General features: G+C 38.6%; 24 protein-coding genes and 1 tRNA gene. 22 read left to right on the top strand and 3 right to left on the bottom strand.

Features of this window, described 5'->3' with window-relative positions:
- Window positions 1-8: 8 nt before the first annotated feature.
- The 15 genes from DL92_RS0107315 (at window position 9) to DL92_RS0107245 (ending at window position 14,236) form a co-directional block, all read left to right on the top strand.
- Window positions 9-1,316: a YidC/Oxa1 family membrane protein insertase gene (locus DL92_RS0107315; protein WP_026667312.1), complete on the top strand. Its 1,308-nt coding sequence runs from the start codon at window positions 9-11 to the stop codon at window positions 1,314-1,316.
- A gap of 38 nt (window positions 1,317-1,354) precedes the next feature.
- Window positions 1,355-2,122: an RNA-binding cell elongation regulator Jag/EloR gene (jag, locus tag DL92_RS0107310; protein WP_026667311.1), complete on the top strand. Its 768-nt coding sequence runs from the start codon at window positions 1,355-1,357 to the stop codon at window positions 2,120-2,122.
- Between the two features lie 86 nt (window positions 2,123-2,208).
- Window positions 2,209-3,624: a tRNA uridine-5-carboxymethylaminomethyl(34) synthesis GTPase MnmE gene (gene mnmE / locus DL92_RS0107305; RefSeq protein ID WP_026656303.1), complete on the top strand. Its 1,416-nt coding sequence runs from the start codon at window positions 2,209-2,211 to the stop codon at window positions 3,622-3,624.
- A gap of 3 nt (window positions 3,625-3,627) precedes the next feature.
- Complete coding sequence (gene mnmG / locus DL92_RS0107300; RefSeq protein WP_026667310.1) at window positions 3,628-5,556, top strand: tRNA uridine-5-carboxymethylaminomethyl(34) synthesis enzyme MnmG; 1,929 nt, start codon at window positions 3,628-3,630, stop codon at window positions 5,554-5,556.
- Entirely contained in the window at window positions 5,546-6,283 is a 738-nt protein-coding gene (rsmG, locus tag DL92_RS0107295) for a 16S rRNA (guanine(527)-N(7))-methyltransferase RsmG (protein WP_026667309.1), read from the top strand. Before mnmG ends, rsmG begins: the two co-directional genes overlap by 11 nt.
- A 276-nt stretch (window positions 6,284-6,559) precedes the next feature.
- Window positions 6,560-7,336 (top strand): ParA family protein, encoded by a 777-nt coding sequence (locus DL92_RS0107290; protein WP_026667308.1) that lies wholly within the window; start codon window positions 6,560-6,562, stop codon window positions 7,334-7,336.
- Between the two features lie 18 nt (window positions 7,337-7,354).
- Complete coding sequence (locus DL92_RS0107285; RefSeq protein WP_026667307.1) at window positions 7,355-8,260, top strand: ParB/RepB/Spo0J family partition protein; 906 nt, start codon at window positions 7,355-7,357, stop codon at window positions 8,258-8,260.
- Window positions 8,261-8,276: 16 nt separating this feature from the next.
- Window positions 8,277-8,798: a DUF4446 family protein gene (locus DL92_RS0107280; RefSeq protein ID WP_026656309.1), complete on the top strand. Its 522-nt coding sequence runs from the start codon at window positions 8,277-8,279 to the stop codon at window positions 8,796-8,798.
- A 36-nt stretch (window positions 8,799-8,834) separates the two neighbouring features.
- Window positions 8,835-10,124 carry a serine--tRNA ligase gene (serS, locus tag DL92_RS0107275; protein WP_026667306.1) on the top strand — a complete coding sequence of 430 codons (1,290 nt, stop codon included), beginning with the start codon at window positions 8,835-8,837 and terminating at the stop codon, window positions 10,122-10,124.
- Between the two features lie 29 nt (window positions 10,125-10,153).
- Complete coding sequence (locus DL92_RS0107270) at window positions 10,154-11,044, top strand: DUF3881 family protein (protein WP_026513423.1); 891 nt, start codon at window positions 10,154-10,156, stop codon at window positions 11,042-11,044.
- A gap of 20 nt (window positions 11,045-11,064) precedes the next feature.
- The gene (deoD, locus tag DL92_RS0107265) at window positions 11,065-11,772 is read left to right on the top strand and encodes a purine-nucleoside phosphorylase (protein ID WP_026667305.1); all 708 of its coding nucleotides are present in this window, start codon (window positions 11,065-11,067) and stop codon (window positions 11,770-11,772) included.
- Between the two features lie 132 nt (window positions 11,773-11,904).
- Window positions 11,905-11,978 (top strand) — tRNA-Arg (locus tag DL92_RS0107260).
- 97 nt (window positions 11,979-12,075) lie between these two features.
- Window positions 12,076-12,552: an NUDIX hydrolase gene (locus tag DL92_RS0107255; RefSeq protein WP_026667304.1), complete on the top strand. Its 477-nt coding sequence runs from the start codon at window positions 12,076-12,078 to the stop codon at window positions 12,550-12,552.
- A 58-nt stretch (window positions 12,553-12,610) separates the two neighbouring features.
- Entirely contained in the window at window positions 12,611-13,585 is a 975-nt protein-coding gene (locus tag DL92_RS0107250) for an acyltransferase family protein (RefSeq protein WP_026667303.1), read from the top strand.
- A gap of 30 nt (window positions 13,586-13,615) precedes the next feature.
- Window positions 13,616-14,236, top strand: coding sequence for an HAD family hydrolase (locus tag DL92_RS0107245; RefSeq protein WP_034468646.1), 621 nt, complete (start codon window positions 13,616-13,618; stop codon window positions 14,234-14,236).
- 190 nt (window positions 14,237-14,426) lie between these two features.
- On the opposite strand, the gene DL92_RS0107240 is transcribed toward DL92_RS0107245, so the two are convergent.
- Both DL92_RS0107240 and DL92_RS18575 read right to left on the bottom strand, forming a co-directional pair.
- Window positions 14,427-16,172, bottom strand: coding sequence for a carbon starvation CstA family protein (locus DL92_RS0107240; protein WP_026656317.1), 1,746 nt, complete (start codon window positions 16,170-16,172; stop codon window positions 14,427-14,429).
- A complete protein-coding gene (locus DL92_RS18575; protein WP_051625256.1) occupies window positions 16,169-16,711 on the bottom strand; it encodes a DUF8052 family protein in 543 nt (180 codons plus the stop codon). Before DL92_RS18575 ends, DL92_RS0107240 begins: the two co-directional genes overlap by 4 nt.
- Before the next feature lie 253 nt (window positions 16,712-16,964).
- On the opposite strand from DL92_RS18575, the gene DL92_RS0107230 reads away from it, so the two are divergent.
- From DL92_RS0107230 to DL92_RS0107210, 5 genes are all read left to right on the top strand, one after another.
- Window positions 16,965-17,309, top strand: a complete 345-nt coding sequence (locus DL92_RS0107230) for a phenylpyruvate tautomerase MIF-related protein (protein WP_026513415.1) — start codon at window positions 16,965-16,967, stop codon at window positions 17,307-17,309.
- Between the two features lie 60 nt (window positions 17,310-17,369).
- Complete coding sequence (locus DL92_RS0107225) at window positions 17,370-19,814, top strand: clostripain-related cysteine peptidase (RefSeq protein WP_026667301.1); 2,445 nt, start codon at window positions 17,370-17,372, stop codon at window positions 19,812-19,814.
- Between the two features lie 338 nt (window positions 19,815-20,152).
- The gene (locus DL92_RS0107220; protein WP_026667300.1) at window positions 20,153-20,662 is read left to right on the top strand and encodes an NUDIX hydrolase; all 510 of its coding nucleotides are present in this window, start codon (window positions 20,153-20,155) and stop codon (window positions 20,660-20,662) included.
- The gene (locus DL92_RS0107215; RefSeq protein ID WP_026667299.1) at window positions 20,659-21,471 is read left to right on the top strand and encodes a YlmH/Sll1252 family protein; all 813 of its coding nucleotides are present in this window, start codon (window positions 20,659-20,661) and stop codon (window positions 21,469-21,471) included. Before DL92_RS0107220 ends, DL92_RS0107215 begins: the two co-directional genes overlap by 4 nt.
- Before the next feature lie 27 nt (window positions 21,472-21,498).
- A complete protein-coding gene (locus DL92_RS0107210) occupies window positions 21,499-22,434 on the top strand; it encodes a 3'-5' exonuclease (RefSeq protein ID WP_026656323.1) in 936 nt (311 codons plus the stop codon).
- Between the two features lie 20 nt (window positions 22,435-22,454).
- On the opposite strand, the gene DL92_RS20685 is transcribed toward DL92_RS0107210, so the two are convergent.
- Window positions 22,455-24,983, bottom strand: coding sequence for a putative glycoside hydrolase (locus tag DL92_RS20685; protein WP_242845839.1), 2,529 nt, complete (start codon window positions 24,981-24,983; stop codon window positions 22,455-22,457).
- Between the two features lie 164 nt (window positions 24,984-25,147).
- On the opposite strand from DL92_RS20685, the gene trmB reads away from it, so the two are divergent.
- Window positions 25,148-25,798 carry a tRNA (guanosine(46)-N7)-methyltransferase TrmB gene (gene trmB / locus DL92_RS0107195; protein ID WP_026656324.1) on the top strand — a complete coding sequence of 217 codons (651 nt, stop codon included), beginning with the start codon at window positions 25,148-25,150 and terminating at the stop codon, window positions 25,796-25,798.
- Between the two features lie 3 nt (window positions 25,799-25,801).
- Window positions 25,802-26,122: a thioredoxin gene (gene trxA / locus DL92_RS0107190; RefSeq protein WP_026656325.1), complete on the top strand. Its 321-nt coding sequence runs from the start codon at window positions 25,802-25,804 to the stop codon at window positions 26,120-26,122.
- Window positions 26,123-26,148 lie beyond the last annotated feature (26 nt).

Below are 26,148 nucleotides of genomic sequence, written 5' to 3'. Positions count from 1 at the left end.
GGTTTATTTTGACACCAGTTCTTTTAACCCCTTATCAGGGACGTATTGTAGGACCTGTTGCTAAGTTACTTGGATATGTAATGACAGCCATATTCAATATACTTAATAAAATTGGTATTCCTAATTTTGGTCTTTCAATCATATTATTCACTATAGTTATCAATCTTATTCTTCTTCCTTTGACTTACAAACAGCAGAAGTTTTCTAAACTCCAGTCAAAGATGAGTCCTGAACTTAAGGCTATTCAGCAGAAGTATAAGGGTAAAAAAGATAACGACTCTATGCTCGCAATGCAGCAGGAGACTAAGGAAGTTTACGCTAAATACGGTGTTTCACAGACAGGTAGCTGCTTACCGCTTCTTGTTCAGATGCCTATCTTATTTGCACTTTATCGTGTTATTTATTCAATTCCCGCATATGTAGGAACTGTTAAAGAAGCATTTTATCCTCTTGTTGAGCAGATTAGAAGTACAAATGGTGGTGTTGATTTCATCAGAAACAACGTTTCAAGTGCGAAGATGTTTACCAGCCAGTTTAATAACCAGCTTTTTACATCAGGTGATACAACTTATGTGGAAAACACACTTATTGATGTTTTGAACAGAGCATCATCTTCTGACTGGGATTTGATAACAAATAACTTTAAGGATATCAGTGGTTCTGTTTTAGATACACATAATCTTTTAAACAGATATAACAATTTCCTCGGAATGAATATTGCTGATACACCTATGTACATGATAAAGAGTGCATTTGTGGATAAGAACTTCGTTTTACTTATTGGAGCTATTCTTATTCCTTTCCTTGCATTCTTTACTCAGTGGGTAAGCACAAAGCTCATGCCTCAGCAGGTTCCTGCAGACGGTAAGATTGATCCCGATGATCCGGCAGCACAGATGCAGCAGTCAATGAAGACCATGAACATTATGATGCCTATGATGTCTGCAATCTTTTGCTTTAACTTTAATGCCGGCATGGGTATTTATTGGATTATCGGTGCAGTTATAAGATCTGTACAGCAAGTTCTTATTAATAAGCACATTGACAGAACTGATATCGATGCTCAGATTGAGAAGAACATTGAAAAGTATAAACAGAAGCAGGAGAAGATGAGAACTACTCCTCAGATGAACAGATATGCAAACATGTCTACAAGAAACATCATGAACAGCAGTTCAAATTCTGTTTCTATGGAAGAGAGAGAAAATCAGCTTAAGAAGGTAAGAGATAGTTTCTCCGGAAAAGAGATTAAAAAGGATTCTCTTCTTGCAAAAGCAAATATGGTAAAAGATTTCAACGAAAAGAATAATAAATAAGAGAAGATTTATGGTTACTGTCTATTTGGGAGGGAAAAATGGAGTATAGAGAGTTTACAGCAAAAAATGTTGATGATGCTATTACAGAAGCTTGCGAAACTTTTTGCGTTACCAGTGATAAACTTGATTATGAAGTAGTTTCAAACGGATCATCAGGTTTTTTGGGGATAAATGCTAAGCCTGCAATCATCAAGGCTAGAGTTAAAGAAGAGAAGAGTGAAGAAATCAAGATTGATGATATCAAATTAGATACAAAGGTTTCACCCAAGCAGGAAGTAAAAAGCAAAAAAGAAAAAGTAAAAGAGACTGTAAAAGAAGTTGAAAAGACAGTCAGCTCTGATATAAATGCTGATGAGGTTTGTGAAAAAGCCAATAAGTTTTTAAAAGAAGTTTTCGATGCAATGAAAATGGAAGTTGTTGTTAAGACTACTTTCAATCAGGTTGATAAGATTCTTGAGATTGAACTTAGCGGAGATGAGATGGGAGTTCTCATAGGTAAGAGAGGACAGACACTTGATTCTGTTCAGTACCTTGTTTCTCTTGTTGTTAACAGAGATTATTCCGAGTACATCCATGTTAAGGTTGATACAGAAAATTACAGAGAGAGAAGAAAAGCTACTCTCGAAAATCTTGCAAAGAACATTTCTTATAAGGTTAGAAAGTCCAGACATTCAGTAGCTTTAGAGCCTATGAATCCTTATGAGAGAAGAATTATTCATTCAGCTCTTCAGGGAGACAGGTTTGTTACTACTCACAGCGAAGGTGAAGAACCATTCAGAAGAGTAGTTGTTACATTAAAGAAATAATAAACATTTACCCCTCGAAGTTGTATACTTTGAGGGGTATTATTATATGTAGAGAAAATTTTATTAAAATAGAAGCGAGACAAAATATGTCAGGTGTTTTTAATAATTTTAATGACGATACTATCTGCGCTGTTGCAACCGCAATGTCTGATTCCGGAATCGGAGTTATAAGAGTGAGCGGAAGAGAAGCGGTTTCAATCTGTGATAAGATTTATCGTTCTGCAAAAATGAAACAGACTTTAAAAAAGCATGATCCGAATACGATCAAGTTCGGATATATTTGTGATGGTGACAAGATCATTGATGAAGTTATGATCTCATTTATGAAAGCACCTCATAGTTTTACAAGAGAAGACGTTATTGAGATTAATACTCATGGCGGAATTCTCATCATGAATCAGATTATTGAGTTACTTCTAAGAAGTGGTTGCCGTCTTGCTGATCCTGGTGAGTTCACAAAGAGAGCATTTCTTAATGGAAGAATCGATCTTACTAAAGCGGAAGCTATCATGGATATCATAAGTGCTCAGAACAATTTTGCTTTGGACAGTTCCAGAAATCAGCTTCGCGGAAGTATCTATGATAAAGTTAAGAGTTTGAGAGAACAGATAATTTATGAGATGGCTTTCATTGAGTCGGCCCTTGATGATCCGGAAAACTATGATCTGACCGGATACCCTGAAAAACTTAAAGCCAAAGTTTCATCTTTGACTTCGGAGATTGAGAAACTTCTTAGTACCGCAGATGAAGGTAAGATCAGAAAAGATGGAATAAAGACTGTTATTGTTGGAAAGCCTAACGCAGGAAAATCATCTCTTTTGAATACTCTTATCGGAGATGAAAGAGCAATCGTTACCGACATCGCGGGAACAACACGTGATATTATTGAAGAGACCGTGAGACTTGGTGATATTGTTTTGCATCTTATAGACACGGCCGGAATCAGAGACACCGATGACATCATTGAGAAGATGGGTGTGGATAAAGCAAAGAGTAAGATTGAAGAAGCAGATCTGGTTTTGTATATTCTTGATTCGACTCGCGACATTGATGATGAAGACAAAGAGATCATCAGTTTGTGTGAAGGAAAGAAGACGATTGTTCTTCTTAATAAGAACGATCTTTCTGATGACATAAAAATCAATGAAGATAATGTGTTTAAGTTTTTCACAAATGTGGATAACGTACCCGTTATAAAAACTTCGATGTTGAAAGGTAACGGAATCGATGAACTTAAAGATGCACTTTCAAAACTTTTCTTTCATGGTGACATTTTACCGAAGCAGGAAATCTATATCACAAACTTAAGACACAAAGAACTTCTTCAGAAAGTTTATGAAAGTCTGAAACTTGTTGATGACAGTATTTCAAAAAATCTTTCGGAAGATTTTTATACAGTCGATCTTTCAAATGCTTATGCTTATCTTGGCGAGATCATCGGAGAAGAAGTCGGCGATGATCTGGTGGAAGAAATCTTTTCAAAATTTTGTATGGGAAAATAATTTATGAATGTTTTTACTGAAAAATATGATGTTGTAATAATTGGAGCAGGACATGCCGGATGTGAGGCGGCACTTGCTTGTAGCAGACTTGGTCTTGAAACTATAATTTTTACAATGAGTGCGGACAACATCGCATTCATGCCGTGCAACCCTCACATTGGCGGATCTTCCAAGGGACATCTTGTCAGAGAGATAGATGCTCTTGGTGGAGAGATGGGAAAAAATATAGATAAGACTTTTTTGCAGTCAAAGATGCTTAACACTTCTAAAGGACCTGCGGTACATTCACTCAGATGTCAGGCTGACAAAATGGAATATTCCAAGAAGATGAAAGAGGTACTTGAAAAGCAGGAACATCTTACAATAAAGCAAGCTGAGGTTTCAGAGATTCTTTACGCTGATCCTTCTGATAAATTAAAGACTGAAGGTTACAAACATATCATCACCGGAGTAAAGATTTTTTCAGGAATAACTTATGAAGCTAAAGCTGTTATCTTATGTACGGGAACTTATCTTAAGAGTCGTTGTCTTACAGGTGAAGCGATTACTTACAGTGGACCGAACGGACTTCAGCCTTCCAACCTTTTGTCACAATCACTCATCGATGCGGGAATCGAACTCAGGAGATTTAAGACCGGAACCCCTGCAAGAATGGATGGAAATACAATCGACTATTCCAAGATGACAGAGCAGTTTGGAGATGATCCGGTAATTCCTTTTTCATTTGATACAGATCCTTCTGATGTTCAGAGACAGCAGGTATCATGTTGGCTTACATACACTAATGAAAAAACGCATGAAATAATACGTAATAATATCGATAGATCCCCAATTTATGCGGGAATCATTGAAGGGGTGGGTCCGAGATATTGCCCGTCAATTGAAGATAAAGTTGTAAAGTTTCCCGACCATGAAAGACACCAGGTGTTTGTTGAACCTGAAGGAACATTTACCAATGAGATGTATATAGACGGAATGTCTTCATCACTTCCTGAAGATGTTCAGATTGCAATGTACAGAACAGTGCCAGGTCTTGAAAATTGTCGCATTGTAAAAAATGCTTATGCAATCGAGTACGATTGTCTTTGCCCCGGACAGCTTCATCCCACTCTTGAGATTAAGGATATCCGAGGACTCTTTTCAGCAGGACAGTTCAACGGAAGTAGTGGATATGAAGAAGCTGCTGCTCAGGGATTGTACGCCGGAATTAATGCTGCGATGCAGATTGAGAACAGACCTTATCTTTCTATAGACAGATCCGAAGGATACATCGGAGTTCTTGTCGATGATCTTGTTACAAAAGAAAACCTTGAACCATATAGAATGATGACTTCAAGAGCAGAGTACAGATTACTTCTTAGACAGGACAATGCAGATATAAGACTTAGAGGAAAAGGTCATGAAGTAGGTCTTATAGATGATGAAAGATATAATAAGTTACTCAATAAGATTGAACTTACTACAAAAGAAGTTGAGAGATTGAAGAGTATTAATATCGGTGCAAATTCTAAGATTCAGGATTTCCTGACAAGATGTGGAAGTACACCTTTAAAGACGGCAGTCTCTCTTGCAGAATTATTATGTCGTCCTGAGATGACTTACGATATGATCGCGGAGATTGATCCTGACAGACCTGACCTTCCTAAGGATGTCATTGAACAGGTTGAGATTACCATCAGGTACGAAGGGTATATCAACAGACAGGAAAGACAGGTTGAACAGTTCAAGAAACTTGAAAGAAAACTTATCCCCGCGGATATTGATTACAATGATGTCAGCAGCTTAAGACTTGAAGCAAGACAGAAACTTGAAAAGTTTAGACCTGTAAATATCGGACAGGCTTCACGTATCGGTGGAGTTAATCCGGCTGATGTTTCTGTACTGATCATTTATCTTGACTCACTTAACAGAGGAAAACAGAATGAGGAATAAATACAATAAAATGATTGAGGACTTCCGTTCATACGGAATAGAACTCACCGACAGACAACTGGAACAATTTGATCAATACTTCGAAATTCTTGTTCGGGTAAATGAGGTTATGAATCTTACTGCCATAACAGATTTTGATGATGTATGTAAGCTTCACTTTGTTGATAGTATTTCATGTACTCCTTTTGTTGATTTCAAAGATAAAGAGTATTCGCTTATCGACATCGGAACAGGAGCAGGGCTTCCGGGAATTCCACTTAAGATTGTTTATCCTAATCTTCATGTTACGTTACTCGATTCACTCAATAAGAGAATCAACTTTCTAAATGAAGTAATAGATACTCTTGGTCTTAATGAATCCGGAAGTATTGAAACACTCCATGGAAGAGCGGAGGATTTCTCATCGAGTAAGAATGGAACACTCAGAGAAAAATTTGATTTTGCTGTTTCAAGAGCAGTAGCTAATATGTCTACTCTTACAGAATATTGTATTCCCTATGTAAAGGTCGGAGGAGAGTTCATTGCTTTCAAAGGTGATAAAGGATCTGAAGAAGTAGAAGCAGCGAAGGGAGCAATTCATCTTCTTGGTGGAAAGCTTAAGGAATGTAAGGAGTTCTTTTTACCAGAAACAGATATATCCCGCACGATATGTGTGGTTGATAAGAAAGAACATACTTCAAAACAGTATCCACGTAAGGCCGGAACGCCTGCCAAAAATCCTCTTTGAGGTAGTAAATAATGTTTCACGTGAAACATATTTTGTTGTGAAAAATGAACACAACTGATTGTTTCACGTGAAACATTAGAATACAAAATATAGTGATAATCCGTGAAACATAAAATTGGTCATGAAACATCAAAAAATACACATATTTATATGTAGTAAACGAAACGCAATCTGGAAAATAATATCATATTTTCTAAAGATTGTGCTTTTTTTATGTTCTATAATTTTAATAATGTGGTAAAATCAGATTAGTGTTTCACGATGATGGGAGGCGTAATGGGAAGAATAATCGCAATTGCAAATCAAAAAGGCGGAGTCGGAAAGACTACCACATCAATCAATCTAGCATCTGCTTTGGCAGAGAAAGGAAAGAAGGTACTTGTTATTGATACAGATCCTCAGGGAAATACAACAAGTGGATTTGGTATTGATAAGAATGAAATCGATAACACCATCTATGAGTTAATGATCGGTGAGTGCAGTATTGATGAAGTAATAACCAGAAATGTTGTAAAGGGAATCGATGGAGTTGATATCATTCCTTCGAATGTAAATCTTGCTGCAGTAGAAATTGAGTTGATAGATTCTGACAACAAAGAATATATTTTAAGAGAGGCAATAAGTGGTGTAAGGGATGACTATGATTTCATAATTATAGATTGCCCGCCATCACTTAGTATGCTGACAGTCAATGCAATGACTACAGCTAATACAGTTCTTGTACCTATTCAGTGTGAGTACTATGCACTTGAAGGTCTCAGCCAATTGGTACATACAGTTAATCTTGTAAAAGACAGACTTAATCCGGAACTTGATATGGAAGGTGTTGTCTTTACGATGTTTGATTCTCGTACCAATCTTTCACTCCAGGTTGTAGAAAACGTAAAGGAACATATACAGGAGAATGTGTATAAGACAATAATCCCAAGAAACATTCGTCTTGCAGAAGCGCCCAGTTACGGTCTACCTATAAACGTTTATGAACCAAAGTCCGCAGGAGCCGAAGCGTATCGACTTCTTGCAAATGAGGTTATCGACAGAAAATTTGATTAAAGCGGAGGGGCATAAGATATGGCAGTTAAGAATGTGAAAAGAGGATTAGGAAAAGGACTTGATTCAATCATACCTGCAAAGGCATCTTTCACAACAAAAGAAGTTTCATTCTCTGAAGAACAGAGCATCAGCGAAGGACAGGTTGTTCATGTAAACATTACTCAGGTTGAACCGAACAGAAATCAGCCAAGAAAATCTTTTGATGAAGATAGCCTTTTGGAATTAGCTGAATCAATCAAACAGTATGGAATCATCAATCCACTTATCGTAACAGATAAGAACGATCACTATGAAATCGTCGGTGGTGAGAGAAGATGGAGAGCAGCTAAGAAAGCCGGAATAAAAGAAGTACCGGTTATAGTAAAAGATCTTAGCGAACATGAAATTGCAGAGATTTCTCTTATTGATAACATCCAGAGAGAAGACATAAATCCTATTGAAGAAGCTCTTGCATATAAAAAGCTTATCGATGAATTTGGATACACTCAGGATATTGTCGCAGAGAAAGTATCAAAGAGCAGAGTGACAATTACCAATTCACTTCGACTTTTGAAGCTTTGTGAAAAAGTAAGACAGATGGTTATCGACGGACTTATTACAACAGGTCATGCCAGAGCACTTATATCTGTTGAAAGTGAAGAAGAGCAAACGATGCTCGCTCAGAAAGTTTTTGATGAGAAGTTAAGCGTTAGAGAAACTGAGAAACTTGTAAAGAATCTTGGCAAAGCACCCAAGCCAAAGAAGGTAGTAGAAACCAACTCAAGTCTGGATGCAATCTATGCAAATCTATCTGAAAGATGTAAGCAGGCAATCGGAACAAAAGTTGATATTACTTCCAAAGGCAGTGGCGCAGGAAAAATTGAGATTGAGTTTTATAACAGCGACGATCTTGAGAAAATAATAAACAGACTATGCACAGAATAATCGGAGACAGAATAAAATGGAAAGTAACATATTAAATCTTTTGGGTCTTGGAAACATAGATCCTGCAATTTTTATCTTGGCACTTTTAGCATTAGTATTAATTCTTCTACTTATTGTTATCATACAAGGATGCAAGATAAGTAAAGTATCAAAGAAGTTTAATAAGTTCATGACAGGAAAAGATGCGAAATCACTTGAAGATGAAATCGTAGATCTTTTTCACGAAAACAAAATGATAAGAGCAGAGAACGATAAAAACCGTAAGGACATTCAGGACATCAACAAAAGAATGCAGAGAACCTTCCAGAAAATCGGACTTGAGAAATATGATGCATTTAGTCAGATGGGTGGACAGCTCAGCTTCGCACTTTGTATGCTCGATGAAAATGACAACGGATTCCTTATGAATTCAGTTCACAGCACAGACGGACTTAACTATTCATATTCGAAAGTTATCAACGCCGGAATAGCAGATGTTGAACTCAGTGATGAGGAAAAGAAGGCATTGGATAGTGCACGCGAAAGTGTAAGAAGATAAGAATAAAATATATAAACATACATGGAGGAGATCAAAATGATCGACATAAAATTTTTACGTGAAAACCCTGATGTGGTAAGAGAGAACATCAAGAACAAATTTCAGGATGAGAAACTTCCTCTAGTAGATGAGATTATAAAACTCGACGAAGCAAGAAGAACAAACCAGCAAGAAGCGGATGAGATCCGTGCACATAAGAATAAGATTTCTAAAGAAATCGGTGCAATGATGGCACAGGGTAAAAAAGAAGAAGCAATGGCCCTCAAGGATGAAGTTGCAAAAGAAGCAAAGCGTCTTGAAGAACTCGAAGAGAATCAGAAGAAACTTGATGAAGAAGTTACAAATAAGATGATGATCATTCCTCAGATCATCGACAAATCTGTTCCTATCGGAAAAGATGATTCTGAGAATGTTGAGATTGAGAAGTTTGGTGAACCCGTTGTTCCCAATTTCGAGATTCCTTATCATACTGATATTATGGAGAGCTTCTGCGGAATCGATCTTGATGCTGCAAGAAGAGTAGCAGGTAACGGATTCTATTATCTGCTCGGGGATATTGCAAGACTTCACTCTGCAGTAATTTCATACGCAAGAGATTTCATGATCGACAGAGGATTTACATATTGTGTACCTCCTTTCATGATCCATGGAAATGTAGTTGCAGGTGTAATGAGTTTCCCTGAAATGGAAGCTATGATGTACAAGATTGAGGGAGAAGATCTTTACCTTATCGGAACAAGTGAGCATTCAATGATCGGTAAGTTCATTGATCAGATTATTCCCGAGGAAGAACTTCCTATGCCTCTTACAAGTTACTCACCTTGTTTCAGAAAAGAAAAAGGTGCGCATGGAATTGAGGAGAGAGGTGTATACAGAATTCACCAGTTCGAGAAGCAGGAGATGGTTGTAATCTGTAAGCCCGAAGAGTCAAAAGAATGGTATGACAAACTTTGGAAGAATACAGTAGATCTTTTCAGATCAATGGACATTCCCGTACGTACACTTGAGTGCTGCTCAGGAGATCTTGCAGATCTTAAGTGCAAGTCATGTGACGTAGAGGCATGGTCACCCAGACAGAAGAAGTACTTCGAAGTTGGAAGTTGTTCTAACCTTGGAGATGCACAGGCAAGAAGACTTAAGATCAGAATCAAAGGTAAGGATGGAAACTACCTCGCACACACACTTAACAACACAGTAGTTGCTCCTCCGAGAATGCTTATTGCTTTCCTTGAGAATAACCTTCAGGCAGACGGAAGCGTAAAGATTCCTGAAGTTCTTCGTCCTTACATGGGAGGAAAAGAAGTACTTATTCCTAAGAAGAAATAATAACAGCAGTAGAAAGGTGAAAATATTCCTTGCATAAATTTCTAAGAGCAGTCGGTTTTTCTAAAATAAAAGACAGGAATGAGTTGACCGGATTAATTACCGATTCTATTCAGAAATCTTCAAGAAGAGGATATGTGTCCATAGAGGATAATGTTATTCTTGCAGAGTTCATGCATGACTATGCAAATGAAAAAATAGGACTCGCGGTATGTGGGGAATTTGATGAACAAGATAAGTTTATATATGAATATTACTATCCGTACTTAGTCCCTTCGCAGATCAGTACGGAAGAAGATATAACAATAGAACGCCATGCAGCCCAGTATTCATATGCAGGAATCTGTAATGAAAACAGGGTTGGCGTTTCACTTATCTTTTACCTTCAGAATATAATTCCTTACATCAAGTATGAGAATGAGGATCACTTTCCTGTCAGAGGAACAACACTTAGTTTGTCTGCGCTGTCAATAAAGGGTCAGATAATGATGCCGATTGCAAAGACAGAACAACAAATACAAGTGGCCAAAAGGAAAACCAGTTATAGGAACAAACTTATAGATAATGCAAGACGAGGTGATGAAGCAGCAATTGAATCACTGACTCTTGACGACATGGACATATACACAACGCTTTCAAGAAAAATCAGAAAGCAGGATGTGTATAGTCTGGTAGATACATATTTTATGCCATACGGAGTTGAGTGTGATCACTACTCCGTTTTGGGAGAGATAGTCAAAGTTGATAAGACGGAGAACTATCTGACAAAAGAAGTTATACACATAATGAGGATTAATTGTAACGGACTTGAGTTCGATTTGTGTATAAACGATGCCGATCTGCTTGGCGAACCGGCAGTCGGAAGAAGATTTAAAGGTAACATTTGGATGCAGGGATATATCAATTTTCCCGGAACAAATTAATAGAGAAGGAGAAAATGGATATGGCTACACCTCATAACAGTGCCGAAAAAGGCGACATCGCAAAGACCGTGCTTATGCCCGGCGATCCACTCAGAGCAAAATTCATTGCAGAGAATTTCCTCACAGACGTTAAGTGCTTTAATGAAGTAAGAGGAATGCTTGGATTTACAGGTAAGTATCAGGGAAAAGAAGTGTCTGTAATGGGACATGGAATGGGAATTCCTTCAATCGGAATCTACACTTATGAACTTTTCAACTTTTATGATGTGGATAACATCATCAGAGTTGGAAGTGCCGGTGGATTAAAAGAGGATGTTAATGTAATGGACATCGTCTTCGCAATGGGTGCTCACACAGATTCCAACTACGGATTCCAGTTTGGACTTCCCGGAACATTCTGTCCGACAGCAAGCTATGACTTATTGGAGAAAGCAGTAAACATAGCAAGAGAGAAGAATGTAAAATTCCATGTAGGTAACGTACTTTCTTCAGATGCATTTTACAAGAAGTGCAATGAGAGTGAACTCTACAAAAACATGGGGGCACTCGCAGTCGAGATGGAGACAGTTGCTCTTTACATGAATGCAGCGGAAGCTAAGAAGAACGCACTTACAATCCTTACAATATCAGACCATCTCTTCAAGGCAGGAGAACTTTCTGCAAAAGAGAGAGAGACAGGATTTACTGATATGATGGAGATTGCACTTAAGACAGCAATCCAGCTTTGAGAGTGAATCAGATTATTGAATATTTGAAATACAAATATTTATAAGTATTGCAAAACACAATTTTCAGGGAAGCGCTTTGTTATGCGTTTCCCTTGAATTGTGCCTCAGATTGTGCTAATATACAAAGGTCATGTTTGCGTAGCTCAGTTGGATAGAGCGTCCGCCTCCTAAGCGGAAGGTCGTGCGTTCGAATCGCATCGCGAACATTAAGAGAAGCTTTTAATCGGGCTTCTCTTTTTTTGCATATACAAGAAAATAGAAAAATAATATTCAGATAATGTAAGTGAGAGCAAAGGAGGCGTTATGGAAATCTGGGATGCATATGATGAAAACTTTAATAAGGTTGATGGAGTAACATTGATTCGAGATGAAGAAATACCTGACGGATATTATCATCTTGTAAGTGAGATAATCGTAAGACATACTGATGGAACTTATCTTATGATGCAAAGAGATTTTAGGAAGCATCTTGGTGGAAAGTGGGAATTAACAGCAGGAGGATCAGCTCTTCAAGGAGAAGATTCGCTGGCATGTGCAATAAGAGAACTTAAAGAGGAGACAGGAGTAGTTACAAATAAATTAACAAGAATAGGGCGTGTACAACATTGTGGATATAAAACTTTTTATGAAGTATATATGTGTATAACTAATATTCAAAAGGATGAGATTATATTACAAGAAGGAGAGACTTCTTCATACAAATGGGTTAGTTTAGATGAACTTTCAAAAATGCCAATTGAAGAATTTGCATCGATTCGCTTTCATCAGTTTATTATGTAAAGAGAAATAAAAGGGTATAATGGGTATAACAAGTTAGAGAGGATAACTGAATTGTAATATGAAAAGAGATTATTCATTCGATAACATGAAAGTACTACTAATAACTTTGGTAGTATTTGGGCATGCACTTGAGGAGTTTGGGACAACAGGAAAGTTGGGACTTATAAGGGCGGTGATCTATTCATTCCACATGCCGCTCTTTATTTTTATATCCGGATATTTTTCGAAGTCAGATGCAAAGCCGGAGAAATTATTGAAGACAACGATTATTCCGTTCATTATATTTAACACAATCTGGATGTTTACTCAGGGAACTGCGATCAACAAAATAAATTTCTTTAAACCTATATATGTATTTTGGTATTTGCTGAGTCTTTTTTTCTGGAGAGTTACCGTAAAATATTTTGACAGGGTAAAAGGAATAGTAATACTGGCATTCATTGTGGGAATATATTGCGGATGCATAGGAGAAGCGGAGAGGTTTTTTTCAATATCCAGAACCGTATCGTTTTTCCCGTATTTCATACTCGGTTACAAATTCAAAAAAGAGAGTATAGATAAGATCAGAAAAGTTCCTAAGATATACAGTCTGGTAATTTTGATTGTTGCTTTCGCAGTTACCGTATACTTAAATATCAGAGGCATAATGCCTGTGAAGATGTATGAACTTATCCAGTCGTATAGCGCAACAAAACTTGATAACATTCACGGAATGATATTGAGGGGAACAATCTACATTATAGCCGTAGTCATCATATTCGCATTAGTAAACCTCATGCCAGATAAAGAATTTCCGATTACAATATACGGACAGCGAACGCTTTGCATCTATGTCCTTTCAAGTTTTGTGATCATCCCAACTCACAGGTTCATGACAAAAGCAGGAATAAGCATAGAAGAGATGCCTATTCAGATCATAGTTGCACTTGGCATTTCAGTACTGACATTTATGATCACAGGAAGCAAGTATGTGAACAAAGTGTATAACACACTCATGGATAAAATATGTTATTATCTCATAGAAGCTATATAACACAATAACTAAGGCAGGAGAAAAGGCTTGATGAAAAATAATATTGAATGGATCTTTTTTGATGTGGGTTCTACTTTGGTAAATGAAGAAAAGGTTTATTGTCACAGGTTACAGGATATCGCGGACGTTGCCGGTGAGCCGTTTGAAAAAATATATAACATGGCAATAGACTTATACAAAAATAATAAGAAGGGCGATCTGGAATTAACACGGAAATATAAAGTCTCAGGTTCAAAGTGGTATTTAGAAGAAGAGGAATTATTCGAGGATACAGAAGAAACCTTAAAGGCATTGAGCCTAAAATATAAGATAGGTATTATAGCAAATCAATCGTTAGGAACAGCAGAAAGACTTGAAAAATTCGGTATAAAAAAATATATAGATCTAATAATAGCATCAGCAGAAGAAGGTGTGGAAAAACCTGATAAAAGAATCTTTAACATTGCATTGTCTAAAGCTTCTTGCAATCCGGAAAATGCGGTAATGATCGGTGATCGAATTGATAATGACATAGTTCCTGCAAAAGAATTGGGAATGAAAACGATATGGATAAAACAAGGATTTGGTAAATATTGGAATATAACCGGAGAAAATGAAATTCCGGATGAAGAGATAAATAGTCTGTCAGAATTAAAGGAAAGATTTTTATAAAAAATAAGCATAAGATTTTGCTGAAACATGGGCAAAATCTTATGCTTTTTTATATCAATTGCTTCCCTATGATATAAAACGCTCCGCTATGGATGCGACCGATGCGCAGATGAATTATGCAAGCTAAAGCTTGCGCGCATCGGCGCGCAAAGAGTTGCAAAGCAACTCTTTGTTCTGGATATAGAAATGATTAAGCTACTTTGCTTTCATCGTTTTTTTTCTCAGACTTCTGCTTGAGAAGAGTCTTTGCAGAAATAACTGAAAGTACAACTGAGAGTACTACGAGAAGCACAGCGATAAGTGCCTGAATAAGTGCCCAAACATCTGCAGATCCTGATGTGTAAGCTGTAAGCTTAGCAGTGATTGTCTGAATGAGTGAGCAGATTGTAACAGCAAGCATGAATACCATAGGAATGTAGAACATCTTATTGTTCTTACCTACAGCACCGAGCCATGTGCAAACTGCAAGGAGACCGATAGCTGCAAGAAGCTGGTTAGCTGCACCGAACAATGGCCAAATCTTGGTGTAACCTGTCATACCAAGTGCAACACCGAGTACAACTGTGATTGCTGTAGCAACGTAAGGATTTGCAAGAACCTTCTTGTAACCTGTTGCATCCTTTGCTGTCTGTCCCTGCTCAAGGAAGAATTCCTGGAACATGTATCTTGCAAGACGAGTAGCGGTATCAAGAGATGTGAGACAGAAAACTGAAACCGCAAGGATGAGCATCTGGTACATAATGTCTTTTGCACCGGGAGCAAATGATCCGATCATTGCTGAAAGTCCGCCGGCAAATACCTGAGTAGGGCTTGCGTATGTTCCGTCTGAAGCAGCTGCCCAAACAAAGCCAACTGCAAGAAGAGAGATAACCGCAACTACACACTCGATAAGCATTGAACCGTAAGCTACAGGCTTAGCATCTTTTTCATTATCAAGCTGCTTAGCCGTTGTTCCTGATGAAACGAGTGAGTGGAAACCTGAAATAGCACCGCAAGCGATTGTAACAAAGAGGGCAGGAAAAGCAGTACCTGTTGTAAATACGCCTGTTCCCTTAAGAGCTGCATCGCCCATAGCAGGAATCTGGAATGAACCGTTACCTGTAACAACAGCTCCAAGAACTGCGATGACACCTGCTCCAATCATGAAGTAAAGAAGGAAAGAGCTGAGGTAATCTCTTGGCTGTAACAAGATCCAAACAGGAGTAACAGATGCAATCAAAATATATACACCGATAACCCACATCCATGCATTGTAAGAAAGTGCGATAGGATGGAAGTTAAGTCCGATGGCAACAACTGCAACGATTCCAAGACATCCGAAAACAGAAGCAACTCCGATGGGAGCATTCTTTCTGTAAACGAAGAATCCAAATACCATCGCAAGAAGGATGAAAAGGATTGATATCATAGCGGTTGACTGATTAGCTGCAAGTGTAGGTCCTTCAACTGCTGCGCCTGTTGATGTTGTAACACCGAATGTGCTTGCAACAATTGAGCTGAAAGCAGCAACGACCAAAAGAAGAGTAAGGTAGCCAAATGTGATAAAGAGTCTCTTAGCTTTTTTGCCCATTGAATCATCGATGATCTCACCGATTGACTGACCCTTGTGACGAAGTGAAGCGAAGAGAGCACCAAAATCATGTACTCCTCCAAAGAAAATGCCTCCGATGATTACCCATAATAAAACGGGAATCCATCCGAAAACGGCTGCCTGAATAGGTCCGTTGATAGGGCCTGCTCCGGCGATTGATGAAAAGTGGTGACCCATGAGAACAGGTGCTTTGGCAGGAACATAGTCGATACCATCTTCGAGCTCATGCGCAGGTGTTTTCTGTGAAGGGTCAATTCCCCATTGCTTTGCGAGCCAGCTGCCGTAAAATACATATCCGGCAGCAAGAAGCGCAACGCTTACTAAAAGTATTACTGCTGCATTCATAACAATTCCTCCATTTTTTTGTATATATCAAAGAGCAGAGATTTTAGCTCTTTGCCGACGTAATTGGTAAAGACCTCCTTGGTGTCCATGGTCGCAACGGCGAGTTTTGCTTCGCTGTGACCTCTGAAGTTAAGAAGATATCCCTTATCAAAATGAAATTTCTTAATCAGTTTTTTTGTCTGAGGATCGGGAGCAGAATCGCATAACACAACAAAAGTAATGTAAGAGATCATGTGATCCTTTTCGGGATACTTATCATTCTTGCGGACAAATTCAGGTTCTATCTTTTGAATGATCAGCTCTTTTATCTCATCAATTTTTTCCGGTGAAAAAGATTTCTCTTTTATAAAAAAAACATGTTCAAAAGTTTTGACAGCCCAAAGCTGAGCTTCTTTTTTAAGAACATATTTCTCACTCATCGAATGAAAAAAGGCATAGGCAGGGAAAAGGATTTCACCAAATTTATAGTTTTCTGTGACATCGAAATTTGCCTGATACCGGCGTAGAAGTTCTTGCAAATATGCGTCGGATGATACCATTGAAGTCACCTTACAAGTAAAAATTTCTTATTGATAATAAAGACCATATATACTTTATCACTTTGACGCGGTGTTGCAAAGAGGAAAATGCACTTTATTACAGTAAACAATATATAGAAGAAACAGAATGAAAATAATTGAAAATACGACAAAGATAATGCAGAAGCGTTGATAAAGACAAACTAATATGAAACCAATCTGCAATATAATGTATAATAAATTGGGAAAGAAAGTAGACGAAGGGAGACAAAATATGCCTTTTATAAATTCAAAAATAAGCATAACAATTTCAAAGGAACAGGAGACAAAGTTAAAGACAGAACTTGGAAAAGCAATAGAGCTCATTCCGGGAAAGAGTGAGAACTGGCTTATGACAGGGTTCGAAGACGGGTATCATTTGTACTTTAGAGGAGACAATTCTCTGCCTACAGCATTCGTTGAAGTAATGATATTTGGAAAAGCAAATCCGGATGCGTTTGAAAAGCTCACAGAAAAGATAACAGAAATCTTTGGTGATGTGCTCGATATTAAACCGGACCATATCTATATAAAATATACACCCGCAGATCAGTGGGGATGGAATGGAAGTAATTTCTGATAATAATACATCATTTTTTTTCTGCGAAATCTGTATGAAAAATAAGTCTGGAGGGAAGCAATGGAGAACAGACCTGTTGGAAGAAAAAAGAATGTCACTGAAGGAGGTTCCGGAGTACACAAAAGAGGCGAGGGACTCGGAACCGGTCCTGTAGGTAATAGCAGTGGGTATTCATCGGGATCCGGACCGTCGGAAAACGGCGGTGGAATGAAGCGCTCAGGGAGAGGGGTAAATCCACTCTTTATGATAATAGTGCTTTTGTTCCTGGCCGGAGGCGGTGGACTTTCGACTATGTTGGGAGGCGGACAGACTGATATATCGCCCGCAACTCAAACACCTGCAAATACCGCACAGAATTCACAGACTTCACAGGGCGGAAATTCAGGGGCAGCCGGATCGATTCTTGGCCAGCTTTTTGGTGGCTACGGTTCATACACAGGATCGGGAGCAAATTCGGCAACCTGGAGTGACACTCCAAACACAGGAAATCTTAACACAAGTGTGGACAGCAGAGCACGTGAAAAAAGGACTGTAATTAAGGGGAACGGACAGGATAATATCACGATTATGGTCTACATGTGCGGAGCAGATCTTGAGTCCCGAAACGGAATGGCTTCAAGGGACATTCAGGAGATGATGAAAGCAGACATTGGTGATAAGATAAATCTCCTTGTTTATACAGGCGGCTGTAAGCAGTGGCAGAACAATGTAATTTCCAATGCCACAAATCAGATATATCAGATAAAGGATGGTAAGCTTAATCCTCTTGTGAATAACGTAGGTAACTTACCTATGACAAAAGCAGAGACTTTGTCGGACTATATCAAGTGGTCTGCAAAGAACTTTCCTGCGGACAGATATGAGCTTATTTTTTGGGACCACGGCGGTGGGTCTACAGGTGGATACGGATACGATGAAAAATTCCAGACCGCAGGAGCCATGTCTTTGGCAGGAATTAATAAGGCACTTAAAGACGGCGGAGTGACGTTCGATTTTGTCGGCTTTGACACATGTCTTATGGCGACTGTTGAGAACGCCCTTGTAGTGTCTAATTACGCGGATTATCTTGTGGCATCCGAAGAGACAGAACCGGGAGTCGGTTGGTACTACACAGACTGGCTTACAGAACTTGGAAAAAATACATCGATGGAGACGATAAATATCGGAAAGAATATTATCGACTCTTTTACAAGCACATGTGCGCAGACTTGTCCGGGTCAAAAAACAACACTTTCAATAACAGATCTTGCGGAGCTTTCGCAGACAGTTCCGACAGAGCTTGCCGACTTCTCAAAAAGCACATCTGAAATGATAAATAGTGACAACTATAAAACGGTTTCAAATGCGAGAGGAAACACGAGAGAATTTGCGGCTTCTTCAAAGATAGATCAGGTCGATCTTGTGGACTTTGCAAACAGGGTTGGAACAGATGATGCAAAAGAACTTGTGGCGACCTTAAAAAGCGCAATAAAATACAACAAAACAAGCTCAAATATGACCAACTCATACGGGCTTTCCATCTACTTCCCTTATAAGAAAACACATAAGGTAGATTCGATGGTAAATACCTATGAAGATATCGGCATGGATAAAGAGTATGCAAAGTGCATTCAGAACTTTGCTTCTATGGAGGTTGCGGGACAGGTTGCAGCGGGTGGTTCACAGACACCTTTACCATCTATTTTTGGAGAGCTTTCCGGAAGCGGAAATTCGGATGCTTCTGCGGAGATGATAACACAGCTTCTTACGACCTTCCTTTCAAGTGACTTTAGCAGCGTGTCGGGACTTAATTCTTCCAACACAGCATTCCTCGGTAAAAGTCTTGATGTGGAAAAGGCAGCAAAATACATTGCTTCTAACAGGTTTGATGAGTCCGCTCTTATGTGGACAAAAAATACTGCAGGAGAAGACGTTATAAGCCTGTCAGAAGACCAGTGGAAAATGGTACATGAACTCGACCTGAATATGTTCTATGATGACGGTGAGGGATACATAGACCTTGGAATGGATAATGTTTTCGACTTTGATGAGAGTGGAAATTTGAGATCGCAGAACGACAAGACCTGGGTTGCAATTGACGGCAATGTTGTAGCCTACTATGTGGTAGACGTTCAGGCAACTGAAGAAAGCTATGCAATAACAGGCAGAGTTCCGTGTCTTTTAAACGGACAAAAAGCGAACCTCATTCTCGTGTTTGATTCGGACAATGAAGACGGGTATGTTGCTGGTGTTTGCTATGACTACGTTGAAGGCGAGACAGAGACCATAGCAAAGAACCTCACAGAATTGCAGGCGGGAGATGAGATTGATTTTACCTGTGATTTCTACGGATATGACAGGGCTTTCAAGAAGGCTTATTTACTGGGAGAAAAATACACAGTAAAAGGGGCAATGTCCGATATGAAAATAAGCAATGTTCCCGTAGGTGACGGAGCGGTTCTTGAGACATATTGTTTCACAGATATTTATGGACAAAAATATTGGACAGAATCACTTAAACATTGATGTAATAATACGCTCTTAAAAATGAACGATACAGAGTAAATTTGAAGGTTGATTTAAGAGTTGTTTTAGAGAAAAAATACGGATAAAAATCAGAGTAAAAATCGGGATAAATTTCGGGGTGATTTTTAGATTTGTAAAAATCGCGAAAAACTGCACCGTTAGTGGGCTTCAGCATTTTTGACGATAAGAAATTCACCACAAAAACCGGGGATAAAAAGCAGGTGCGTTTTAAGCCTTTTTTTACCCTGTTATCCGATAACAAATTACACAGATAAAAAGCAAAAGATTATTCAGAGAATAAACTCAAAACCATAAACACATTACAACGGGAGTTATAAATGCACGACATACTTACAACTTTGTGTTACATCGAATGCGGTGACAGATATCTTATGCTCCACAGAGTCTCCAAAAAGAACGACATCAGCAAAGACAAATGGCTCGGCGTAGGAGGGCACTTTGAAGCGGATGAAAGTCCCGAAGAATGTATGCACAGAGAGATACTTGAAGAGACAGGTTATGACATACCAAAAGAGGAGCTTAATTTCAGAGGACTTGTGACCTTTGTTTCCGGCAAAGGAGACTACGAGCTTATGTCCCTCTTTACCGCACCTGCTCCAAACGAAGAGCCGAGTGACTGTGATGAAGGAAAACTTGAATGGATAAAAAAGAGTGAAGTTTACGGACTCAATCTATGGGAAGGAGACAAGATATTTTTTAAACTCTTGGAAGAGAGAAAAGACTTCTTTTCACTGAAGCTTGTTTACGACGGAAAAGACAACCTGACAGAGGCTGTTCTTGACGGAAAGAAAATGGATCATAAGGAATATCTGAGAAATATAAAATGAACGAAGAAAAATCACGCGATTATCTTGCGGGAAGAGCAAAGGATCTTGCTACAAGAGCTTACATGAATAATTTTGTCACTCACACGGACTTCTTGTCCGTATCCGAGCAGGCGCTTTTTTACAACATACTTGCGAGTGAAAAAATACCTGCAAATGTACACGAATATCATGGTGCGCATTTCGTTATGTACGGAGGTAATAAAGACGCTGAAAGAGCGATGGTATGTTTCCTCCCCGATTACATGGATGAAGAGAGCTTTATAATGGCGGAGCAGGAAGAGCCTTCTGTTCTTGCCTGTGTGAGAATAGAACCGGTGAATGCAAAATTCGCCGATAATCTCAGTCACAGAGACTATCTCGGAGCGGTCATGAATCTTGGAATAGAAAGAGATCAGATCGGAGATATCTTTGCAGGAGAAAATGAAGCGTATCTTTATGCCACTTGTGACATCGCAGAAATGATATGCAAAGAACTTATTAGAATTAAGCATACTTCCGTGAAGTGCGAAACAGTAAAATCTTCCGAGTGCAACATCGAACCCAAATTCGAAGAAATCGGAGGCACGGTTGCATCGGAGAGAATAGATGCAATTCTTTCTTTTGTTTATCACCTTTCGAGATCGGAAGCGCAGAGGCTTATTGAAGCGGAGTCTGTATACATAGACGGACGCACTGCATATAGCGGCGGATATGACCTCAAAGAAGGAGCCAGAGTTTCGGTAAGAGGACACGGCAAATTTATTTATCTCGGAACAGAGAATACGACCAGAAAAGGCAGACTGTTTATAAAAGTAAAAATTTTTGTATAATGGAGCCTGACAGGAAGGCGATTTTTTATGGGTAATTACATTGTATTTGACCTTGAGTGGAATCAGGGTGAAGCGCCTGTTACAATAGACGGTAAAACTCTTTCATTCGAAATAGTTGAAATAGGCGCTGTGAAATTAAATGAGAAAAGGGTTAAGATAGGCGAGTTTTCAAAACTGATAAAACCTAAGGTTCACAAGCAGATGCACAAGATAACGGGAAAGCTTATTCATCTGTCTATGGAAGACCTTGAAAACGGAGAAGATTTTTGTGATGCGGCAAAAGAGTTTTTGGAATGGTGCGGAGAGGATCCAAAATTCTGCAGCTGGGGACCTCTTGATCTTACAGAATTTCAGAGGAATTTAGACTTCTTTGGAATGCCGCTTTTATCGGACAGACCACTTGCATTTTATGATGTGCAAAAACTCTATAGTCTTGCGTTTGATGACGGACGTACCAGAAAGGCACTTTCATCGGCTGTAGAAGAGCTGGGACTTAATACGGATAATCCGTTCCACAGAGCACTGGGGGATGCGGAGTACACGGCAAGGATTTTTCAGCGGTTTAAAGAAAGAGTTCTTGAGAGGATATCTTTTGACACCTATGTAACACCTAAGACCAAGAAGCAGGAAATCAAGATTGTTTTTGACAGCTATGAAAAATATATTTCAAGGGAATTTGATACCAAAGAAGATATCCTTGAAAATATGGAGATAATGAGCACCAAGTGCTACATATGTCATAAGAACATAAGACGTAAGATAAAATGGTTTTCTCCAAACGGCAAACATTACTATGCAGTTGCATGTTGTGACAAGCATGGTTTTATGAAGGCAAAAGTCAGGATAAAAAAAGCTGAGAACGGAAGACTATATGTTGTCAAAACTTGCAGGTTCATTTCACCTGAAGAAGTTGAGACCATGAAACAAAGACAGAGGAAGGTAAAAAAAAGGCAGACCCCATAATATAATGGGTTCTGCTTTTTTCAGCTTTTTGTTAATGCATCAATATTGTAATTGCTATTAGAATTCCATAGTATCCATTCGTCATAACCGGCGTCATATACGGCTTGGATTTGCGCTCGTATTTCTTTTCCCTCATATTTTATATGTCCTTTTACCCAGGTTGCGGTGAACGCTTGAAGCCATGGCCGAATAACAGCATGATTATTATTTGAAATTGGCTTTAAGATTTCATTAGATTTTTCAAGTGCTTTATTAACCGTATCGTAAGGATGGGCATCGGGAACATCTAATTTAAATTCTCCGTCTGCATAATGAGATGGATAGATCATTGGACAGATGATATCTAAATTGGAGACAAGATTTACATAATCCTGGCCGACGTGTTTTGAGTCTTTGTTACTATTGATTATTGTTCCAAAAACATCAGCTGATACAGGAATGTTATGTTTATGCCCCTCTTCAGTTACTTTGGCTAAGAACTCAGTGATATAATTTCTACGGGCATCATCATCATCTGAAACGAGATCATATAAGGCATCATCAGCTTTTTGTCCAACCGGAAATCTAACATAATCAAGTTGCACTTCATCAAAACCGAGAGCACAACAACTGTTCACAAGGCTAATAATATAATTCCACACTTCTTCTTTACATGGGTTCACCCAAGCATTCCCATTGGCATCAGTTATAGGTGTATTGTCAGAAGATGTAAGAGCAAGCTCAGGATGAGCTTTTGCCAATATAGGATCTTTGAAACAAGCTATTCTTGCAATTACATATATATCATTTTCTTTTAACTTTTTTAAAAGTGCACTAATGTCTTTTATGTAGGCAATGCCGGAGTTCATTTCTAGGACATTTTCATTATCCATTTTAAAGGTAATGTTTCCATTGTCATCTTTAACATCAAGAACAATTGTATTTAGTTCTGTTTCGTTTATAAGACTAATGATATCGTCAAGCTTATCTGTTCCGGCTGTTGGACCTGTGACATATATGCCTTTTACCTTTAAATGATTTTCTTTCCACACATCCATGTTATCAGCTGATTCTTCTATAACAGGTGTTTCCGGTTTAATCTCATCCGTATTTTTTGTATGAGTATCTTTTTGTGATTTGGAATTAAAAAAGATAAACAAACCGAAGCAGATAATTGCGATAACTATAACAGCTACAATAATATATATTTTTTTATACCGGATATGTCCTTTATTAAATTCTCGCTTTCTCCTGTTGTATCTAATTCGGTCGCTTCTGCTATGGAATGTTCTGTTAGCTGCAATCCTTGTTGCAACAGACGCGACTAAGGTCATTAGAACAACAAAGACTCCGGCACACATAATAAGTATCTTTACATTGATAAAAATCGAATGATACGCATTGGCTAATTGTGAGGGTGTTCCGTTCTGTTCAAAGTAGCATACATGGGCGTTTCCTATAGGGATACCTTTGTAGCTGTATATAACCTTTGCAAGAGCATTGCCTGCCTTAGCCTGTTCTTCAGGAGTAAAATCATATGAGATCTCATAGTCGGTATCTTCAACAGATGCATTGACGGGAAGAATAACATAATCTTTTGGATTAAGATTAAGGATTGTTCCCGACTTACCAAACACATCATTATCTGACTCAAAGAAAAGAGAATCATCCGGCATATATCTTTTGTCCACATCAGCAACTTTCTCAGCACGGAAATTATTGAAGCCGTAATTGAAAAGTGTAACTGTATCATTGAACTGTTCCGGTGACTCATCTTTAAGTACAACACAGATAAGTCTCATACCGTCTCTTTCCGCACATGTAACAAGAGTTTCACGGGCAAGATCTGTATAACCTGTTTTACCTCCAACGATGCCGTCATATTTAATTTCACCGTTTATAAGCTTATGCTTGTTGTGGACAGGGAATTCATCAGGCTGTGTTTCTGTTGCGGTAAAATGGTAGTTTGGAGTATTTCCGACTTTACATAACAGATCATTACTAAAGAATTCTCTGGCGATAAGTGCAAGGTCATAGGCGCTGGTATAGTGATCGTCAGCTTGAATACCGTTGGTGTTTGAAAAGTGAGTATTCTTACATCCAAGTTCTTTTGCCCGGGCATTCATCATATCAACAAATTTGTCTATGCTTCCGCCTACATGTTCAGCGACCGCATTGGCAACTTCGTTTGCACTTCCAACCATAATTCCGAAAAGAGCTTCTTCAAGAGAAATTGATTCACCTTCATCTATTCCGAGATTAGATCCGTCTCTTGGAACACTAAAGACAGCATCGTGAGAGAAAACAACCTGCTCATCCAATTTGGCATTCTCCACAGCAAGAAGACAAGTCATAATTTTTGTCGTACTTGCGGGATAGAGTTTCTCATCGATATTTTTCGAATAGAGAATAGTCTTCGTATTCGCATCCATCAAAATGGCAGCTTCTGCCGGTATGACAGGTCCTTCGGGCCATCCTTGTATGGAATTACTTTGAATCGGAGCTTCTTTTTGCTTAAGTGCCTCTTCGGTGGGATCGCCTGTTTCTGCGTGGACTGCTGTTTGCAACATAAAAAAAGCTGCAAAAAACATTGAGAATGAAGCAGCGATACATCTTATTCTGTTTTTATTATGGAAGTCATTAAAAAAGTTCATAGTATGTAAATAATACAATACTTCCCATTCAAGGGCAAATGTTGTAAAATTCTTTATAAAGGATAGGTGGAATTTAAAAAATGCGATTACGTAATATAGCGGGTTCGAGAGAAGTTATTGCTGAGAGTAAGTACACTGTTAAGGACCCTGAGCAGAAAAAAGGACTTTGGAAAAAAGAAATATTTGGAAACGATAATGAGATTCATATCGAGATAGGAATGGGCAAGGGTCGTTTCATAATGGATATGGCGGCGCTTCATCCTAATATTAATTATGTAGGAATAGAAAAATATTCGAGCGTACTTCTTCGTGCGATACAGAAGCAGGAAGAGTTGCAACTTCCAAATGTTATCTTTATAAGAATGGATGCGGAAGATATTACGGAAGTATTTGATGAATCAGAAGTTGGTAGAATTTATTTGAATTTTTCAGATCCTTGGCCAAAGGACAGACATGCCAAAAGGCGACTTCCTTCCCGCGAGTTTCTGAAGCGATATGATAAAATATTAAAAGAGGACGGCGTTGTGGAATTTAAGACTGATAATGAAGGTCTTTTCACATTCGCACGCGATGAGGTAGAGCCTGCCGGATGGAATATTGATGCCATTACATACGACCTTCATAATGATGAAGTCATGAACGAAGGAAATGTGATGACTGAATATGAGGAAAAGTTTTCGTCACTTGGAAATCCGATTTTTAAGTACGTGATCAGTAGAAAGGGGGACTAACCTATGGACTACACGCTAAACAGTCAGAACTTCGAAGAAGAAGTTTTGAAAAGTAACTTGCCGGTGCTTGTTGATTTTGCAGCAGACTGGTGCGGACCATGTAAGATGATGTCACCTGTTATAGACGAACTTGCAGAGGAATACGAAGGAGAGCTTAAGGTCGGAAAGATAAATGTTGACCAGGCACCCGACATAGCTCAGAAGTACAATGTAATGTCCATTCCGATGTTCGCTTTATTCAAGAATGGAGAGCTTACTGAGACAGCAATAGGAGCTCAGAACAAGACAAAATTACAGTCTATAATCGATAAAGTGCTGGCTTAACAGTCAGCACCTTTTTAAAGAGGAGA

Source organism: Butyrivibrio sp. AE2005 (assembly GCF_000686965.1).
GTDB lineage: Bacteria > Bacillota > Clostridia > Lachnospirales > Lachnospiraceae > Butyrivibrio > Butyrivibrio hungatei_A.
Note: the sequence above shows the minus strand (reverse complement) of the source record. Positions and strands in the feature narration are given on the sequence as shown.

What these genes read in the sequence shown, in the direction of transcription:
- trxA (WP_026656325.1), top strand. Translation starts at nt 25,802, where the DNA reads ATGGACTACACGCTAAACAGTCAGAACTTCGAAGAAGAAGTTTTGAAA.
- DL92_RS0107215 (WP_026667299.1), top strand. Translation starts at nt 20,659, where the DNA reads ATGAACGAAGAAAAATCACGCGATTATCTTGCGGGAAGAGCAAAGGAT.
- jag (WP_026667311.1), top strand. Translation starts at nt 1,355, where the DNA reads ATGGAGTATAGAGAGTTTACAGCAAAAAATGTTGATGATGCTATTACA.
- DL92_RS0107290 (WP_026667308.1), top strand. Translation starts at nt 6,560, where the DNA reads ATGGGAAGAATAATCGCAATTGCAAATCAAAAAGGCGGAGTCGGAAAG.
- DL92_RS18575 (WP_051625256.1), bottom strand. Translation starts at nt 16,711, where the DNA reads ATGGTATCATCCGACGCATATTTGCAAGAACTTCTACGCCGGTATCAG.
- DL92_RS0107255 (WP_026667304.1), top strand. Translation starts at nt 12,076, where the DNA reads ATGGAAATCTGGGATGCATATGATGAAAACTTTAATAAGGTTGATGGA.
- trmB (WP_026656324.1), top strand. Translation starts at nt 25,148, where the DNA reads ATGCGATTACGTAATATAGCGGGTTCGAGAGAAGTTATTGCTGAGAGT.
- DL92_RS0107220 (WP_026667300.1), top strand. Translation starts at nt 20,153, where the DNA reads ATGCACGACATACTTACAACTTTGTGTTACATCGAATGCGGTGACAGA.
- DL92_RS0107280 (WP_026656309.1), top strand. Translation starts at nt 8,277, where the DNA reads ATGGAAAGTAACATATTAAATCTTTTGGGTCTTGGAAACATAGATCCT.
- DL92_RS0107210 (WP_026656323.1), top strand. Translation starts at nt 21,499, where the DNA reads ATGGGTAATTACATTGTATTTGACCTTGAGTGGAATCAGGGTGAAGCG.
- serS (WP_026667306.1), top strand. Translation starts at nt 8,835, where the DNA reads ATGATCGACATAAAATTTTTACGTGAAAACCCTGATGTGGTAAGAGAG.
- DL92_RS20685 (WP_242845839.1), bottom strand. Translation starts at nt 24,983, where the DNA reads ATGTTGCAAACAGCAGTCCACGCAGAAACAGGCGATCCCACCGAAGAG.
- DL92_RS0107240 (WP_026656317.1), bottom strand. Translation starts at nt 16,172, where the DNA reads ATGAATGCAGCAGTAATACTTTTAGTAAGCGTTGCGCTTCTTGCTGCC.
- DL92_RS0107285 (WP_026667307.1), top strand. Translation starts at nt 7,355, where the DNA reads ATGGCAGTTAAGAATGTGAAAAGAGGATTAGGAAAAGGACTTGATTCA.
- mnmE (WP_026656303.1), top strand. Translation starts at nt 2,209, where the DNA reads ATGTCAGGTGTTTTTAATAATTTTAATGACGATACTATCTGCGCTGTT.
- deoD (WP_026667305.1), top strand. Translation starts at nt 11,065, where the DNA reads ATGGCTACACCTCATAACAGTGCCGAAAAAGGCGACATCGCAAAGACC.
- DL92_RS0107230 (WP_026513415.1), top strand. Translation starts at nt 16,965, where the DNA reads ATGCCTTTTATAAATTCAAAAATAAGCATAACAATTTCAAAGGAACAG.
- DL92_RS0107225 (WP_026667301.1), top strand. Translation starts at nt 17,370, where the DNA reads ATGGAGAACAGACCTGTTGGAAGAAAAAAGAATGTCACTGAAGGAGGT.
- mnmG (WP_026667310.1), top strand. Translation starts at nt 3,628, where the DNA reads ATGAATGTTTTTACTGAAAAATATGATGTTGTAATAATTGGAGCAGGA.
- DL92_RS0107250 (WP_026667303.1), top strand. Translation starts at nt 12,611, where the DNA reads ATGAAAAGAGATTATTCATTCGATAACATGAAAGTACTACTAATAACT.
- rsmG (WP_026667309.1), top strand. Translation starts at nt 5,546, where the DNA reads ATGAGGAATAAATACAATAAAATGATTGAGGACTTCCGTTCATACGGA.
- DL92_RS0107245 (WP_034468646.1), top strand. Translation starts at nt 13,616, where the DNA reads ATGAAAAATAATATTGAATGGATCTTTTTTGATGTGGGTTCTACTTTG.